Source organism: Streptomyces sp. NPDC048825, assembly GCF_043198355.1.
Lineage (GTDB): Bacteria > Actinomycetota > Actinomycetes > Streptomycetales > Streptomycetaceae > Streptomyces > Streptomyces xiangluensis.
Map to the genome: position 1 here is coordinate 40,002 of NZ_JBICUR010000022.1, position 14,485 is coordinate 54,486.

Sequence of the window (14,485 nt, forward strand, 5' to 3'; positions counted from 1 at the left end):
CGACCGACGGATGATCGGTGGGGGACGGATTCTCTGGCAGACTCTTCCCCTATGGGTGAGACGACGGTGACGACTCTGGAAGGCCGTCAACAGGCCGGTCCGACGCCCGTCGCGGACGAGGTCGACGGCCGCCGCCGCGCGGGCCAGGACTTCCTGCGCCGGCTGCGTGCGCCGCGTCGTCCCCGCCTCTGGTTCGAAATCCTGTTGATCGCGGTGAGTTACTGGACGTACTCGCTCATCCGCAATGCCGTTCCGGAGCAGAAAGCCGAGGCGCTGCAAAACGCCGACTGGATCTGGAAGGTGGAGCACCACCTCGGGATCGCCGTCGAGGAGACCGTCAACCACGCCGTGAACTCGGTGACTTGGCTGATCGTCGGCATGAACTACTACTACGCGACACTGCACTTCATCGTCACGCTCGGTGTCCTGGTGTGGCTCTTCCGTAGCCATCCCGGCCGCTACGCGGCGACCCGCATGGTGCTGTTCGCGACCACGGGTGTCGCCCTCGTCGGCTACTACCTGTATCCGCTGGCGCCACCCCGCCTGATGAACAGCAGCGACTTCATCGACACGGTCGTCGTCCACCAGACCTGGGGCTCCATGGCGTCCGGTGACCTGAAGAACATGTCGAACCAGTACGCCGCGATGCCCTCCATGCACATCGGCTGGTCCGTCTGGTCCGGCCTGACGATCTTCGCCCTCGCCTCCGTCCCCTGGGTCCGGGTCCTCGGCCTCCTGTACCCCACGGCCACGCTGGTCGTCATCGTCGCCACGGCCAACCACTTCTGGCTGGACGCGGTGGGGGGCATGCTGTGCCTGGGGTTCGGCTTCGCGGTGGCGTGGGTCTGGTACGGGGTACTGCCGTACGGGTTGCCGCAACTGGTACCGGTACCGACGCCCGCCGGGGGCCGGGAGCGGCGGGTCCTGCCGACCAGAGCGTGAGGGGGCGAAAACCCCCAAGCCCCTACCCCCCGTAGAACAACTCCTCCACCACACCCCGCGCCCGACGCGTCGTACGCCGGTACGCGTCCAGCATGTCGCCCACATGCCCTGGGCCGAAGCCCAGATACCGGCCCACCGCCGCCAGCTCGCGCCCGCCCGACGGGAACGTGTCGCCGGCCCGCCCCCGCACCAGCATCACCGCGTTCCGCACCCGAGTGGCCAGCACCCACGCCTCGTCCAGTACCGACGCGTCCTCCGCGGAGATCAGTCCGGCGGCGCATGCGGCGGCAAGGGCCTCGCGCGTACGCGTCGTGCGCAGGCCCGGCTCTGCCCAGCCGTGCTGGAGCTGGAGAAGCTGCACCGTCCACTCCACGTCCGACAGTCCGCCGCGCCCGAGTTTGGTGTGGAGGGTGGGATCGGCGGCGCGGGGCAGACGCTCGGATTCCATGCGGGCCTTCAGACGCCGTATCTCGCGTACGGCGTCGTCGCCGAGTCCTTCCGCGGGGTACCGCAGCGGGTCGATCAGTTCGATGAACCGCTGCCCCAGGTCCGCGTTCCCGGCGACGGGTTCGGCTCGCAGCAGGGCCTGGGACTCCCACACCAGGGACCAGCGCCGGTAGTACGCCTCGTACGAGTTCAGCGTCCGCACCAGCGGCCCCGACTTCCCCTCCGGCCGCAGATCGGCGTCGATCAGCAACGGCGGGTCGGAACTCGGGATCTGCAACAGCCGCCGCATTTCCGCGACCACGGCGTGGGCGGCCTTCGAGGCCTCCTGCTCGGGTACGCCCTCGCGTGGTTCGTGTACGAACAACACGTCCGCATCGGAGCCGTAACCCAGCTCGTGCCCGCCGAACCGCCCCATCCCGATCACCGCGAAGCGGGTCGGCAGCGTGTCCCCCCAGCCCTGCCGTACGACGGCACGCAGCGTCCCGGCGAGCGTCGCGGCCGTCAGGTCGGACACCGCGCCGCCGACCATGTCGACGAGCGCGCCCTGATCGGCGGCGGCGGGCGACTCCTCCGTGCCGTACGAGCGGACGATGTCGGCGGCGGCCGTACGGAACAGCTCGCGTCGACGCACCCCGCGCGCGGCGGTGACCGCGGCCTCTCCCCCGTCGGCGCGCCCCACGGCGGAGAGGATCTCCTGCTCCAGGTGGGCACGGTCGCGGGGGCCGAGGCCGCCCCCGTCGCCGTTGCCGTCGCCGAGCAGCGCCACCGCCTCGGGGGCCCGCATCAGCAGGTCGGGGGCCAGCCGCCCGGCGGACAGGACCCGGGCCAGGTTCTCGGCGGCGGCTCCCTCGTCCCGGAGCAGCCGTAGGTACCAGGGGGTTTTACCCAGGGCGTCCGACACCTTGCGGAAGTTGAGCAGTCCCGCGTCGGGGTCGGCGGAGTCCGCGAACCAGCCAAGGAGCACGGGCAGCAATGTCCGCTGGATCGCCGCCTTGCGGGTGACGCCGGACGCCAGCGCCTCCAGGTGGCGCAGCGCGGACGCCGGGTCCGCGTAGCCGAGGGCGACCAGCCGCTCGCGGGCCGCGTCCGCGCTCAACCGGGCCTCGACGGGCGCGAGTTGGGCCACGGCGTCGAGCAGCGGCCGGTAGAAGAGCTTCTCGTGCAGGCGTCGTACGACGGAGGTGTGCCGCCGCCACTGACGGTTCAGCTCGGTGACGGGGTCGGTGCGCAGGCCGAGCGAGCGGCCGATACGGCGCAGATCGGCTTCGCTCTCCGGCACGAGATGCGTACGCCGCAGCCGGTAGAGCTGGATACGGTGCTCCATCAAGCGCAGGAACCGGTACGCCTCGTCCAGCTGCACGGCGTCGGAGCGCCCCACGTAGCCGCCCGCGGCCAGTGCCTTCAGGGCCTCCAGCGTGGTCCGGCTCCGTAGCGACGTATCGGCCCGGCCGTGCACCAGCTGCAGGAGCTGTACGGCGAATTCGACATCCCGCAGTCCGCCGGGACCGAGTTTCAGCTCGCGCTCGATCTCGGCGACGGGGATGTTCTCGACGACGCGGCGGCGCATCTTCTGGACGTCGGGGACGAAGTTCTCACGTTCGGCGGCCTGCCAGACGAGGGGGGCGAGCGTGGCGATGTACTCCTCGCCGAGTTCGATGTCCCCGGCGACCGGCCGGGCCTTGAGCAGGGCCTGGAACTCCCAGGTCTTGGCCCAGCGCTGGTAGTAGGCGAGGTGGCTGGAGAGCGTACGGACCAGCGGGCCGTTTCTGCCCTCCGGCCGCAGATTGGCGTCGACGGGCCAGATGGAGCCCTCGACGGTGGTCTCGGAGCAGATCCGCATCAGGTGGGAGGCGAGCCGGGTCGCGGCGCGCAGGGCCTTGCCCTCGTCGGCTCCGTTCACGGCCTCCGCCACGAAGATGACGTCCACGTCGGAGACGTAGTTCAGCTCCTGGCCCCCGCACTTGCCCATCGCGATGACCGCAAGGCGGCACATGGCGGCGTCCTCGGGGGCGGCGGCCCGGGCGATGGCCAGCGCGGCGCGCAGCGTGGCGGTCGCGAGGTCCGCGAGCTCGGCGGCGGTCTCGGCGAGATCGGTGGTTCCGCATACGTCGCGTGCGGCGATGGACAGCAGGCAGCGGCGGTACGCGACGCGCAGGGACACCGGGTCGGCGGCTTCGGCGAGGCCACGTTCGAACTCCGCGATCCCCGGGTGCAGGTCCTGCGGCTCGTACATCACGAGCGCCTGCCAGTCGAGCGGGTGCCGGGCCAGATGGTCACCGAGCGCGGCGGAGGCGCCGAGCACTCCGAGGAGCCGGTCACGCAGCGGCTTCGCCGAGATCAGCGTGTCCAGCAGCTCGCGCTGACCCGCGTGATCCTTCTGCGCTTCGACGAGCCGTACAAGCCCGAGCAGCGCCAGGTCCGGATCGGCAGTCTCCCCGAGTGCGTCGAGCAGCACCGGGTCGTTCCTTATCGGCGCCAGCTCGCCGCTCTCCAGAAGCCGCTCGGCGGCCGACGGATCGGTGAAACCGTGCCGCAGCAGCCGCGAGAAGGTACTGCTCCTGCGCCCCGGCGTCGCCATCCCCGGCCTCCCCTCGGATCAAGGTCCTACGGCCATGAGCCTAACCGGAGTGCTTGCGGGAAGCGCCCGGACGGGAGTGCGAGCGATGAGTTCGGGCGGCCGGCGGAGTCTGTTCCGTCGAGGAGAAATCACGGAACAGAAGACTCAGAGGAAGACTCAGAGAAGGAAGAGGCGAAACCGCATGGCACCACTGGAACCGCTGGAACCACGAGCTGAACTCGACCCCCGCTACAGCAGCGAAGGCGCCACCGCACCGCCCTGGTCCGAGACCGAGGCGATGCTCTCCGAGGCCGAGCTGTTCTGGATCTCGACGGTACGGCCCGACGGGCGGCCGCATGTCACACCGCTGCCCGCGGTGTGGGCGGACGGTGCGGTGCACTTCTGCACCGGGCCCGAGGAGCGCAAGGCGAGGAACCTGGAGCGGAATCCGAACGTGGTCCTGACCACCGGTACCAACACCTGGAACAAGGGCTACGACCTGGTGGTGGAGGGCGAGGCGGTCCGGGTCGCCGACGACGGCCGGCTGCGCGAACTGGCCGACGCCTGGGAGCGCAAGTACGGCAGCTTCTGGCACTTCGAGGTGCGGGACGGCCGTTTCCACCACGGCCCGGGCGACGCCTTCGTCTTTTCGGTGGCGCCCCGGATCGTTTTCGGCTTCGGTAAGGGAGAGCCGTTCAGTCAGACCCGCTGGCGGTTCGAGTGACTCTTTCGTCGGGGCGAACTGGAGGACCAGTGATGGAGTACACGCTCGAAGTGATCCCGCTGCCGGTCAGTGACCTGGACCGGTCCCGGGACTTCTACCGGGACAAGCTCGGCTTCCATGTCGACATCGACCAGGAGGTCATGCCGGGCATGCGCATCGTCCAGCTGACGCCTCCGGGCTCCGGCTGCTCGATCGCCCTCGGCGACACCGTCTGGGACACGATGGACGGACCGACGCCGGCACCCGGCTCGTACCAAGGGCTTCAGCTGTGCGTCACGGACATCAAGGCGGCCCACGCCGAACTGACCGAGCGCGGCCTGGAGGTCTCCGAGCCGGTGCAGTACGCGCCGGACGACGGCGCCACCTTCATGTACTTCAAGGACCCGGACGGCAACGGCTGGGCCATCCAGGAGTACCGCCGCCGGGCCACAGAGCCCTTGCACGAGCTGCTGGCCGAGCAGAGGCGGCAGCGGGAGGGCTGAGCGGCAGGTACGGGGAGGGGCGCCGACTCGGCGCCCCCGACCGTCTCCGCCTACAACGCTTGCAGCGCCTACAGAACCGGCAGGTTCTTCCGCAGCTCGAAGGCCGTGACCTCGCTGCGGTACTCCTCCCACTCCTGGCGCTTGTTGCGCAGGAAGAAGTCGAAGACGTGCTCGCCCAGAGTCTCGGCGACCAGGTCGCTGCGTTCCATCAGGGAGAGGGCCTCGCCGAGGTTCTGCGGGAGGGGTTCGATGCCCATGGCGCGGCGTTCGGCGTCCGTGAGGGCCCAGACGTCGTCCTCGGCGCCCGGCGGGAGCTCGTAGCCCTCCTCGATGCCCTTGAGGCCGGCGGCCAGCAGGGACGCGTAGGCCAGGTACGGGTTCGCGCCCGAGTCCAGGGAGCGGACCTCGACCCGCGCGGAACCGGTCTTGCCGGGCTTGTACATCGGGACGCGGACCAGGGCCGAGCGGTTGTTGTGCCCCCAGCAGATGTACGAGGGGGCCTCACCGCCGGCGCCGGCGGTGCGCGCGGCGCCGCCCCAGATGCGCTTGTACGAGTTGACCCACTGGTTCGTCACCGCCGCGATCTCCGCCGCGTGCTTCAGCAGGCCCGCGATGAAGGAGCGGCCCACCTTGGAGAGCTGGTACTCCGAGCCCGACTCGTAGAACGCGTTCCGGTCGCCCTCGAAGAGCGAGAGGTGCGTGTGCATGCCGCTGCCCGGGTGCTCGGAGAACGGCTTCGGCATGAAGGTCGCCTGGACGCCCTGCTCCAGCGCCACCTGCTTCATGACCAGGCGGAACGTCATGATGTTGTCGGCCGTGGACAGCGCGTCCGCGTACCTCAGGTCGATCTCCTGCTGGCCCGGCGCGCCCTCGTGGTGCGAGAACTCGACCGAGATACCCATCGACTCCAGCATCGTGATCGCCTGGCGGCGGAAGTCCATGCCCACGTTCTGCGGGGTGTGGTCGAAGTAGCCGGAGTTGTCGGCGGGCGTCGGGCGCGAGCCGTCCAGCGGGCGGTCCTTCAGCAGGAAGAACTCGATCTCGGGGTGGGTGTAGAAGGTGAAGCCCAGGTCGGAGGTCTTGGCGAGGGCGCGCTTCAGTACGTACCGCGGGTCCGCGAAGGACGGAGAGCCGTCCGGCATGAGGATGTCGCAGAACATACGGGCCGTACCGGGTGCCTCCGCGCGCCACGGCAGGACCTGGAAGGTCGACGGGTCCGGCTTGGCGATCATGTCCGACTCGTAGACCCGGGCGAAGCCCTCGATCGCGGAGCCGTCGAAGCCGATGCCCTCGTCGAAGGCCTGCTCCAGCTCGGCCGGGGCCACGGCCACGGACTTGAGGAAGCCCAGCACGTCCGTGAACCACAGCCGTACGAACCGGATGTCGCGCTCCTCCAGCGTCCGGAGTACGAACTCCTGCTGCTTGTCCATCTTCCGCTTCCACCCATCCTTGCTGGTCAGACCGCCTGCTCCCGCGCCAGGGAGGCGGTCGGGCACATGAGCATCCCACCACAACACCATTTCGTGCGCGTTGCGGACCTTGATCGGGCGGCCGACCTCGGTCTGAACGCCTCACGTACGGCAGGTGTCCTGCTCTGCTGCCCATAGTGCCTGTTCACCCGAGCCCCTGTAATGCCGGGGCGGGAAATGTGCGGCCGACGACCAGGGGCACTACGTACGCCGCTTCCGGCCGGACTACGATCAACCTCACCCGACCGTCTCCCCCAAGGCCACTAAGGACTCACCATGGGTTCCGCGAAGAACAAAGCGTCCGCGTCGCGCAAGGCACGCATAGAGGAGATGCGCCGCGCCGAGCAGGCCCGCGAGCGCCGCAACCGGATCCTCACGATCACCGCGAGCGCGGTCATAGTCGGCGGCCTCGTGGCCGGCGGTGCGTACCTCATCAGCACGCAGTCCGACGACAGCAGTAACAGCAGCTCGTCGAACAGCCAGAAGGGGAAGTTCGTCGCGGGCAAGGACGGCGTCAGGACCTGGAGCACGAAGCTGTCCCAGACCCACGTCAACGGCGACGTCGACTACCCGATGAACCCCCCGGTGGGCGGCGACCACAACCAGGTGTGGATGAACTGCGACGGCGACGTCTACACCGAGGAGATCAAGAAGGTGAACGCCGTGCACTCCCTGGAGCACGGCGCGGTCTGGGTGACGTACAACGGCAAGGCCTCGGACGCGGACGTGAAGGCGCTCGCGGACAAGGTCGAGAAGACCCCGTACTCGCTGATGAGCCCGGTCGAGGACCAGAAGGACCCGATCATGCTCTCCGCCTGGGGCAAGCAGCGCACGGTGACGAGCGCGAGCGACCCGAATGTGAACAAGTTCTTCGAGACGTACGTACAGGGCGAGCAGACGCCGGAGAAGGGCGCCGCCTGCACCGGCGGCCTCGACAAGTAGCAGCCCGTACGCAGGAAACGAAGGCAAGCAGAAAGCCGTGGCAACGATGAAGCACGTCGGCTGGATCGCCGGGGCCGCCGCGGCCGTCCTCGTGGCGGCCGGCGGGATCACGTACGCGATCGCCGACGGCGACTCGGGCGTGCGGATCCCGGCGGCCGACTCCGCGGACGCGGGCTTCGCACGCGACATGGCGGTCCACCACCAGCAGGCCGTCGAGATGTCGTACATCGTGCGGGACCGCACCGAGGACGAAGAGGTACGCCGTCTCGCGTACGACATCGCACAGACGCAGGCCAACCAGCGCGGCATGCTGATCGGCTGGCTGGACCTGTGGCAGCTGCCGAAGGTGTCCGCGGACCCGCCGATGACGTGGATGGGCATGGGCGACATGCCGTCCGGCGAGGACGGCGCGCTGATGCCCGGGATGGCGACCGACACCGAGCTGAAGTCGCTCGAGAAGGCGAGCGGCAAGGCGGCCGAGATCCGCTTCCTCCAGCTGATGTACGCCCATCACATGGGCGGCGTGCACATGGCCGAGGGCTGCGTGGAGCGATGTGAGGCCGGGGTGGAGCGCGATCTCGCGCGGGGCATGGTCGAGGCCCAGGAGTCGGAGATGAAGCTGATGACGGACCTGCTGAAGAAGCGGGGGGCGAAGCCGCCCGAGTAGCACAGGGTGCGCCCCGAAGGGGCGTGGGGCTGTGACATGTGCGGCTCCGCCGCGTGGGCGCGACCAGCCACAGCGCACCCGCAGACAAAGAACGCCCCTTGGAACCGCTCTCCAAGCGGAGCGCTTACGTGGGGCTCGCCACACCCCATCGCGTCGGATTGACGATTACACTGGCCGCGTGCCTCAACTACGCCTCGCCCTGAATCAGATCGACTCGACCGTCGGCGACCTCGCCGGCAACGCCGAGTCGATCGTCCGCTGGACCCGGCACTCCGCCGAGCAGGGAGCGCATCTGGTGGCGTTCCCGGAGATGGTGCTGACCGGGTATCCCGTCGAGGACCTGGCCCTGCGGCCGTCCTTCGTCGAGGCCTCCCGCGCGGCCCTGCGGAACCTCGCCGCGCGCCTCGCCGACGAGGGCTTCGGCCGGCTGCCGGTGATCGTCGGCTATCTCGACCGGTCCGAGGCCGCCCAGCCGAAGTTCGGCCAGCCGGCCGGAGCGCCGCGGAACGCCGCCGCCGTGCTGCACGGCGGTCAGGTGGCGCTCACCTTCGCCAAGCACCACCTGCCGAACTACGGCGTCTTCGACGAGTTCCGCTACTTCGTCCCCGGCGACACCTTGCCGATCGTGCGGGTCCATGGCATCGACGTGGCCCTCGCCATCTGCGAGGACCTCTGGCAGGACGGCGGGCGGGTGCCGGCCACCCGGACCGCCGGGGCCGGGCTACTGCTCTCCGTCAACGCCTCCCCGTACGAGCGCGACAAGGACGACACCCGTCTTGAGCTGGTGCGCAAGCGGGCGCAGGAGGCCGGCTGCACGACCGCGTACCTCGCCATGATGGGCGGGCAGGACGAGCTGGTCTTCGACGGGGACTCGATCGTGGTCGATCGGGACGGTGAAGTCGTCGCGCGGGCCCCGCAGTTCGCCGAGGGGTGTGTCGTACTCGACCTCGATCTGCCGGCCGCTGCCGTCGAGCCCCCGTCGGGCATCGTGGACGACGGGATGCGGATCGAGCACCTCGTCATCTCCGAGGACCCGCTGCCCGCGTACGAGCCGGAGCTCACCGGTGGATACGCGGAACGGCTGGACGACGACGAGGAGGTGTACTCGGCGCTCGTGGTCGGCCTTCGGGCGTACGTCGCGAAGAACGGTTTCCGTTCGGTGCTGATCGGGCTCTCCGGTGGCATCGACTCCGCGCTCGTGGCCGCGATAGCCTGCGACGCGCTCGGGGCGGAGAACGTGTACGGGGTCTCGATGCCGTCCAAGTACTCCTCGGACCACTCCAAGGGGGACGCGGCCGAGCTGGCGCGGCGGACCGGGCTCAACTTCCGCACCGTACCGATCGAGCCGATGTTCGACGCGTACATGGGGTCGCTGGGGCTCACGGGTCTCGCCGAGGAGAACCTTCAGTCGCGGCTGCGCGGCACGATGCTGATGGCGATCTCCAATCAGGAGGGGCACATCGTGCTGGCGCCGGGCAACAAGTCCGAGCTGGCGGTGGGGTATTCGACGCTGTACGGCGACTCGGTGGGCGCGTACGGGCCCATCAAGGACGTGTACAAGACGTCGATCTTCCGGCTCGCCGAGTGGCGCAACCGGGCGGCGGCCGAGCGCGGCCAGACCCCGCCGATCCCCGAGAACTCCATCACCAAGCCGCCGAGCGCCGAACTGCGGCCGGACCAGGTCGACACCGACTCACTCCCGGACTACCCCGTCCTGGACGCGATCCTGGAGCTGTACGTCGACCGGGACACGGGCGCCGACGCGATCGTCGCGGCCGGGTTCGACCGCGACCTGGTCACGAGGACACTCCGCCTGGTCGACACGGCGGAGTACAAGCGGCGGCAGTACCCGCCGGGCACCAAGATCTCGGCGAAGGGCTTCGGCAAGGACCGCCGGCTGCCGATCACGAACCGCTGGCGCGAGAACGTGTGACCTGGCCACCACACCACGGGGTCCGTCGAAGCGGAACAGGCTCGGTGATGGTGGTGGCGGTGTGTGGCTGGATGTTGATGAGGCGTCAGCGGACAGAGTGGAGCCTGAGTTTAGAAGGCGCTTTCCGTGAGACTTATGGCGGAGTCGTGAACGGGCCGGTGATGACACCGGCTCGTCAACCACCGCTCCCGTTAGGGGAAGTCGCCATGAGTGTCACCGCTTACCGTCGCGGCCGTACCGTCCGCACTGTCTCCGCTTCTGTGCTGGCCATCACCGCCCTGACCCTGACCACCGCGTTCAGTGCGGGCGAGGGCGCCGGCAGCAGGGCCGACGCCGCAAGCTTAGGCAACGCCGCCGGCGGAAGCTCGAAGGGCGAGCCGATCGGAGACTGCGACATCAACAAGACGGTCTTCTCCGTCCAGAAGGTCGAGCGGCCCGTCAACCACCTGCTGCTCACGGCGACCAACGGGGCCGGGGTGGACTGCAGGCTCGCGGGCTTCCCGAGCCTGAGGTTCGGAGACTCGCAAGCCGCCACCCCGCAGATCGAGGCGAGCAAGCCGCAGTCCGCCCCCGTCCTCGCCCCGGGAGAGAGCGCCTACGCCGGTATCACCACGTCCGCGGCAGACGGCTCGGGCTCCCACGGCCGCGTGGTCAACTCCCTGGAGGTGTTCATCGAGGGCAACGAGGACGGCACGGACGTCGAACTGCCCGGTGGCTCCGTCTTCGTCGACAGCAGTGCCAAGGTGACCTACTGGCAGACCGATGCGGAGGACGCCCTTTCCTGGTGACTCCTGCGAGCACTCTGTGCGGCCCGGCGGACCGTTGTCCGCCGGGCCGCGGTCGGTATCTCGGTCCGGCGCTACCGCGCGCATCCGCTGGATGGTGCGCGGTGCCCGCATCGGCGCGAACATGTCGCAGGCCTGGTGCGGGCGGCGACCCACTTCGACGCCGACGCCGACACCCGGGCCGGGGCTGACCCCGGCGGCCGGGATTCGTCGACGGCGGGGATCGCCGTGGGTGCGCCCCGGCAGCGGTCATCGGGTCAGCGGTCAGCGGTGGGTCGTTTCGCGATGGCGCAGAACGTGCGTAGCGACCACTCGGCCCGCCGTCGGGGCGACATCGCGCCGGTCCACCGCGTACGCCGCCCCCGCAACGCCCAGGCCCAGAACCGCGAGCGCCGCCCCGGCCAACGCCGGCGACGTCGTGCCGAAGCCCACTGCCAGGGCGAGGCCGCCGATCCACGCGCCGCCCGCGTTCGCGAGGTTGAACGCCGCCTGGTTGGCGGAGGAGGCCAACGACGGGGCCGCCGACGCCTTCTCCATCACCATCAACTGGAGCGGGGAGCCCGTGACGAACGCCGCCGTGCCGAGCAGTGTCACCGCCAGTGCCGCGCTCCATTGCGTCTGCATGAGTACGGGGAAGAGGGCCAGCACCGTCACCAGCGACGCCAGGCCACCGAAAAGAGTGCCGCGCAGGGAGTGGTCCGCCAGGCGGCCCCCGGCCAGATTGCCCACCGTGGCGCCCACGCCGAACAGCGCCAGCAGCAGCGTGACATGGGAGTCGGCGTAGCCGGCGGAGTCCGTGAGCATCGGCGTGATGTAGCTGTACGCGGAGAACAGCGCGCCGAAGCCCGCGACCGTCGTGCCGAGGGACAGCCAGACGGGCAGGGAGCGCAGGGCGGCCAGTTCGCCGCGCAGGCCGTCGGTCGCGGCGCGGGCGTGGTCCCGGGGCACCAGCAGGGCCAGCGAGCCGATGGCCGCGAGGCCGATCGCGCTGACGCCGAGGAACGTGGCACGCCAGCCGAGGTGTTGCCCCATGAAGGTCGCCACGGGGACTCCCGCGATGTTCGCGACCGTCAGGCCGAGGAACATCAGCGAGACCGAGCGCGCCTTGCGCTCGGGGGCGACCAGGCCGGTGGCGACGACGGCGCCCACACCGAAGAACGCGCCGTGCGGCAGACCGCTCAGCAGCCGGGCGGCGAGCAGCCAGTGGTGGTCGGGCGCGAACGCCGAGAGCGCGTTGCCCGCGACGAACAGCGCCATCAGGCCGATCAGCACCTTGCGGCGCGACATCTTCGCCGTCACCGCGGCGAGCAGCGGGGCGCCGACGACGACACCGAGCGCGTACGCCGAGACGAGGTGCCCGGCGGTGGGGATGGATATGTACAGGTCATCGGCGACGTTGGGCAGCAGGCCCATCATCACGAATTCGGTGGTGCCGAGACCGAAGGCGCCCACGGCGAGCGAGAGCAGGGGTGCCAGGGGCATTGAGGGCCTTTCAGAGTTGCAGAGCGAAGTTCCGTACATCGTATGTTCACGTACGGAACAAACTCTCTCAGGCCCAGTATTCCCAGGGGTTACGAGCCGGTGTCCGCAAGCTTCACGCGGGCGGCGATCGGGAGATGGTCACTGCCCGTCTCCGGCAGGGTCCAGGAGGTGACCGGCTCGACGCCCTTCACCAGAATCTGGTCGATCCGCGCCATCGGGAACGACGCCGGCCAGCTGAAGCCGAAGCCGCTGCCCGCCGCGCCCTGCGTGGAACGCATCTGCGCGGTGACGGCATTGAGCGAGCGGTCGTTCATCGTGCCGTTCAGATCGCCGAGCAGGGCGGCCTTCGGCAGCTTCTCGTGGGAGATGGCCTCGCCCAGCGCGTCGGCGCTCTTGTCGCGCTGCCGCGCGGTGAACCCGGCCTCGATCTTCACCCGTACGGAGGGCAGGTGCGCCACGTACACGGCGAGCTGCCCGCCCGGTGCGGTGACGGTCGCCCGCATGGCGCGCGTCCAGCCCAGCTTGATGTCGACGGCCTTGACGTCGCTCAGCGGGTACTTGCTCCACAGGCCGACGGTGCCCTGCACGGAGTGGTACTTGTACGTCGCGGCGAGGGCCTTCTCGTACACCGGGACCGCGGTCTCCGTCAGCTCCTCCAGGGCCACCACGTCGGCCCCGGAGGCGGCCACGGCGCGGGCGGTGCCGGACGGGTTCGCGTTGTCCGCGTTGACGTTGTGGGTGGCGACGGTGAGGTCCCCGCCGCTGCCGGTCTTGTCGAAGATCAGTGAGTCGAAGAGGTTGACCCAGACGATCGCGGGCACCAGCACGGCGATCAGTGCGGTCGCGGACCGCCTCAGCAGTGCGAGACCGAACAGCAGCGGGATGAAGACGCCCAGCCAGGGCAGGAACGTCTCGTTGAGAGAGCCGAAGTTGCCGACCGCGTTCGGGATCTGCGAGTGCAGCACCATCACGAGGGCGAGGAGCACCGCGCACACGGCGAGGACGATGCCGCGCCGCCAGATACGACGGTCACTGCGGACGGAGTCGAGCAGGCGCTGAAGCCGGGGCTCTCTGCGGTCGGGCTCCTGGCCGCCGCCGCCCGTCTCCGTCTTGTACGCCTGCGCCATACTCTCGCCTCACAACCTGCCGTTCACACCATCCCCCGCACCCAAAACCCTAGGGGATGATCGCGTTCCTTCCGGCCGCCCCGAGGACGGCAGTACGGGCACGATGACGTGCCTGCCTGCATGCCCAGTTCCGATCGTCCACCCGGCGGCAGTGGTCTGTGACAAAACACTCACATTCACTCAGGGGTCGGCCGGGCTTCACGACTTGGTGCCTTTACGTCATGGCACCTTTACGTCATGGCACCTTCACACCTGGCACCTTCACGACGTGGCGCCTTACGACGCCTGCACCTTTACGACATGGCGGGCCGCAGTCCCTCCAGGACGGTGTCGACGATCTCCTCGGCGAGATGGTCGGGGAGTTCGGCGTCGGGGCGCATGGCGGTGCGTACGAGCATGGGACCGCTGAACAGGTCACCGATCAGCTCGACATCGACGTCTGAACGGATCTCGCCGTTCTCCTGCCCGCGGCGCACCACCTCGTAGGTGAGCCGGCGCCGTGGCTCGATCACGTTCGCGTGGTACGCGCTCCACAGCTTGGGGCTGCTCTTCATCTGGGCGAAGACGTTGTGCACGAGCGCCGACGACCTGTTGGCCAGGCCGCGCCTGCGTATCGACTCGAGGAGGGCGATCAGGTCGTCGCGCATCGAGGTGCCGGGCAGCTCCAGGTCGGCCTGCTCGGCGGTGCGCATGACGTCGCAGAACAGCTCCTCGCGGCCGCTCCAGCGACGGTAGATGGTTGCCTTGCCCACGCCTGCGGTGCGGGCTACGCGCTCTATGGAGATCTCCGCGAGCGGGACACCGTCCTCCAGCAGCCCGATCACACCCTCGATGATGGAACGCTCCACGCTCTCACTGCGCGGGCGCCCTCTCACGGCCCCACCGCGTCCGGCCCCCTGCTCCGCGAGGTCCACGCCAACTCCGTTCG

12 protein-coding genes are annotated in these 14,485 nt (G+C 69.5%); 7 read left to right on the top strand and 5 right to left on the bottom strand.

Annotated elements, in window-relative coordinates:
• The first annotated feature begins 51 nt into the window (after positions 1-51).
• Positions 52-942: a phosphatase PAP2 family protein gene (locus ACGFNK_RS38505; RefSeq protein ID WP_393423667.1), complete on the top strand. Its 891-nt coding sequence runs from the start codon at positions 52-54 to the stop codon at positions 940-942.
• 22 nt (positions 943-964) lie between these two features.
• Here ACGFNK_RS38505 and ACGFNK_RS38510 read toward each other — a convergent pair whose 3' ends face one another.
• Positions 965-3,967: a bifunctional [glutamine synthetase] adenylyltransferase/[glutamine synthetase]-adenylyl-L-tyrosine phosphorylase gene (locus ACGFNK_RS38510; protein ID WP_393423669.1), complete on the bottom strand. Its 3,003-nt coding sequence runs from the start codon at positions 3,965-3,967 to the stop codon at positions 965-967.
• Positions 3,968-4,148: 181 nt separating this feature from the next.
• On the opposite strand from ACGFNK_RS38510, the gene ACGFNK_RS38515 reads away from it, so the two are divergent.
• Both ACGFNK_RS38515 and ACGFNK_RS38520 read left to right on the top strand, forming a co-directional pair.
• Positions 4,149-4,670 carry a pyridoxamine 5'-phosphate oxidase family protein gene (locus ACGFNK_RS38515; protein WP_393423671.1) on the top strand — a complete coding sequence of 174 codons (522 nt, stop codon included), beginning with the start codon at positions 4,149-4,151 and terminating at the stop codon, positions 4,668-4,670.
• Between the two features lie 32 nt (positions 4,671-4,702).
• Positions 4,703-5,152: a VOC family protein gene (locus ACGFNK_RS38520; RefSeq protein WP_393423673.1), complete on the top strand. Its 450-nt coding sequence runs from the start codon at positions 4,703-4,705 to the stop codon at positions 5,150-5,152.
• A gap of 68 nt (positions 5,153-5,220) precedes the next feature.
• Here the strand turns inward: ACGFNK_RS38520 and glnA are convergent, their stop codons facing one another.
• Entirely contained in the window at positions 5,221-6,582 is a 1,362-nt protein-coding gene (gene glnA / locus ACGFNK_RS38525; RefSeq protein WP_393423675.1) for a type I glutamate--ammonia ligase, read from the bottom strand.
• A 315-nt stretch (positions 6,583-6,897) separates the two neighbouring features.
• On the opposite strand from glnA, the gene ACGFNK_RS38530 reads away from it, so the two are divergent.
• The 4 genes from ACGFNK_RS38530 to ACGFNK_RS38545 all read left to right on the top strand — a co-directional run bounded on the left by ACGFNK_RS38530 (position 6,898) and on the right by ACGFNK_RS38545 (position 10,951).
• A complete protein-coding gene (locus ACGFNK_RS38530; protein ID WP_393423677.1) occupies positions 6,898-7,563 on the top strand; it encodes a DUF3105 domain-containing protein in 666 nt (221 codons plus the stop codon).
• 46 nt (positions 7,564-7,609) lie between these two features.
• Positions 7,610-8,230 (top strand): DUF305 domain-containing protein, encoded by a 621-nt coding sequence (locus ACGFNK_RS38535; protein ID WP_393423929.1) that lies wholly within the window; start codon positions 7,610-7,612, stop codon positions 8,228-8,230.
• A 178-nt stretch (positions 8,231-8,408) separates the two neighbouring features.
• Complete coding sequence (locus ACGFNK_RS38540; protein ID WP_393423679.1) at positions 8,409-10,163, top strand: NAD+ synthase; 1,755 nt, start codon at positions 8,409-8,411, stop codon at positions 10,161-10,163.
• Between the two features lie 206 nt (positions 10,164-10,369).
• Positions 10,370-10,951: a DUF4232 domain-containing protein gene (locus tag ACGFNK_RS38545; protein WP_393423681.1), complete on the top strand. Its 582-nt coding sequence runs from the start codon at positions 10,370-10,372 to the stop codon at positions 10,949-10,951.
• Between the two features lie 261 nt (positions 10,952-11,212).
• Here ACGFNK_RS38545 and ACGFNK_RS38550 read toward each other — a convergent pair whose 3' ends face one another.
• The 3 genes from ACGFNK_RS38550 to ACGFNK_RS38560 all read right to left on the bottom strand — a co-directional run bounded on the left by ACGFNK_RS38550 (position 11,213) and on the right by ACGFNK_RS38560 (position 14,471).
• Complete coding sequence (locus tag ACGFNK_RS38550) at positions 11,213-12,430, bottom strand: MFS transporter (protein WP_393423683.1); 1,218 nt, start codon at positions 12,428-12,430, stop codon at positions 11,213-11,215.
• 89 nt (positions 12,431-12,519) lie between these two features.
• Positions 12,520-13,557 carry an endonuclease/exonuclease/phosphatase family protein gene (locus ACGFNK_RS38555; RefSeq protein ID WP_393423685.1) on the bottom strand — a complete coding sequence of 346 codons (1,038 nt, stop codon included), beginning with the start codon at positions 13,555-13,557 and terminating at the stop codon, positions 12,520-12,522.
• Positions 13,558-13,850: 293 nt separating this feature from the next.
• A complete protein-coding gene (locus ACGFNK_RS38560) occupies positions 13,851-14,471 on the bottom strand; it encodes a TetR/AcrR family transcriptional regulator (RefSeq protein ID WP_393423687.1) in 621 nt (206 codons plus the stop codon).
• Positions 14,472-14,485: the final 14 nt, after the last annotated feature.

What these genes read in the sequence shown, in the direction of transcription:
- ACGFNK_RS38505 (WP_393423667.1), top strand. Translation starts at nt 52, where the DNA reads ATGGGTGAGACGACGGTGACGACTCTGGAAGGCCGTCAACAGGCCGGT.
- ACGFNK_RS38510 (WP_393423669.1), bottom strand. Translation starts at nt 3,967, where the DNA reads ATGGCGACGCCGGGGCGCAGGAGCAGTACCTTCTCGCGGCTGCTGCGG.
- ACGFNK_RS38515 (WP_393423671.1), top strand. Translation starts at nt 4,149, where the DNA reads ATGGCACCACTGGAACCGCTGGAACCACGAGCTGAACTCGACCCCCGC.
- ACGFNK_RS38520 (WP_393423673.1), top strand. Translation starts at nt 4,703, where the DNA reads ATGGAGTACACGCTCGAAGTGATCCCGCTGCCGGTCAGTGACCTGGAC.
- glnA (WP_393423675.1), bottom strand. Translation starts at nt 6,582, where the DNA reads ATGGACAAGCAGCAGGAGTTCGTACTCCGGACGCTGGAGGAGCGCGAC.
- ACGFNK_RS38530 (WP_393423677.1), top strand. Translation starts at nt 6,898, where the DNA reads ATGGGTTCCGCGAAGAACAAAGCGTCCGCGTCGCGCAAGGCACGCATA.
- ACGFNK_RS38535 (WP_393423929.1), top strand. Translation starts at nt 7,610, where the DNA reads ATGAAGCACGTCGGCTGGATCGCCGGGGCCGCCGCGGCCGTCCTCGTG.
- ACGFNK_RS38545 (WP_393423681.1), top strand. Translation starts at nt 10,370, where the DNA reads ATGAGTGTCACCGCTTACCGTCGCGGCCGTACCGTCCGCACTGTCTCC.
- ACGFNK_RS38550 (WP_393423683.1), bottom strand. Translation starts at nt 12,430, where the DNA reads ATGCCCCTGGCACCCCTGCTCTCGCTCGCCGTGGGCGCCTTCGGTCTC.
- ACGFNK_RS38555 (WP_393423685.1), bottom strand. Translation starts at nt 13,557, where the DNA reads ATGGCGCAGGCGTACAAGACGGAGACGGGCGGCGGCGGCCAGGAGCCC.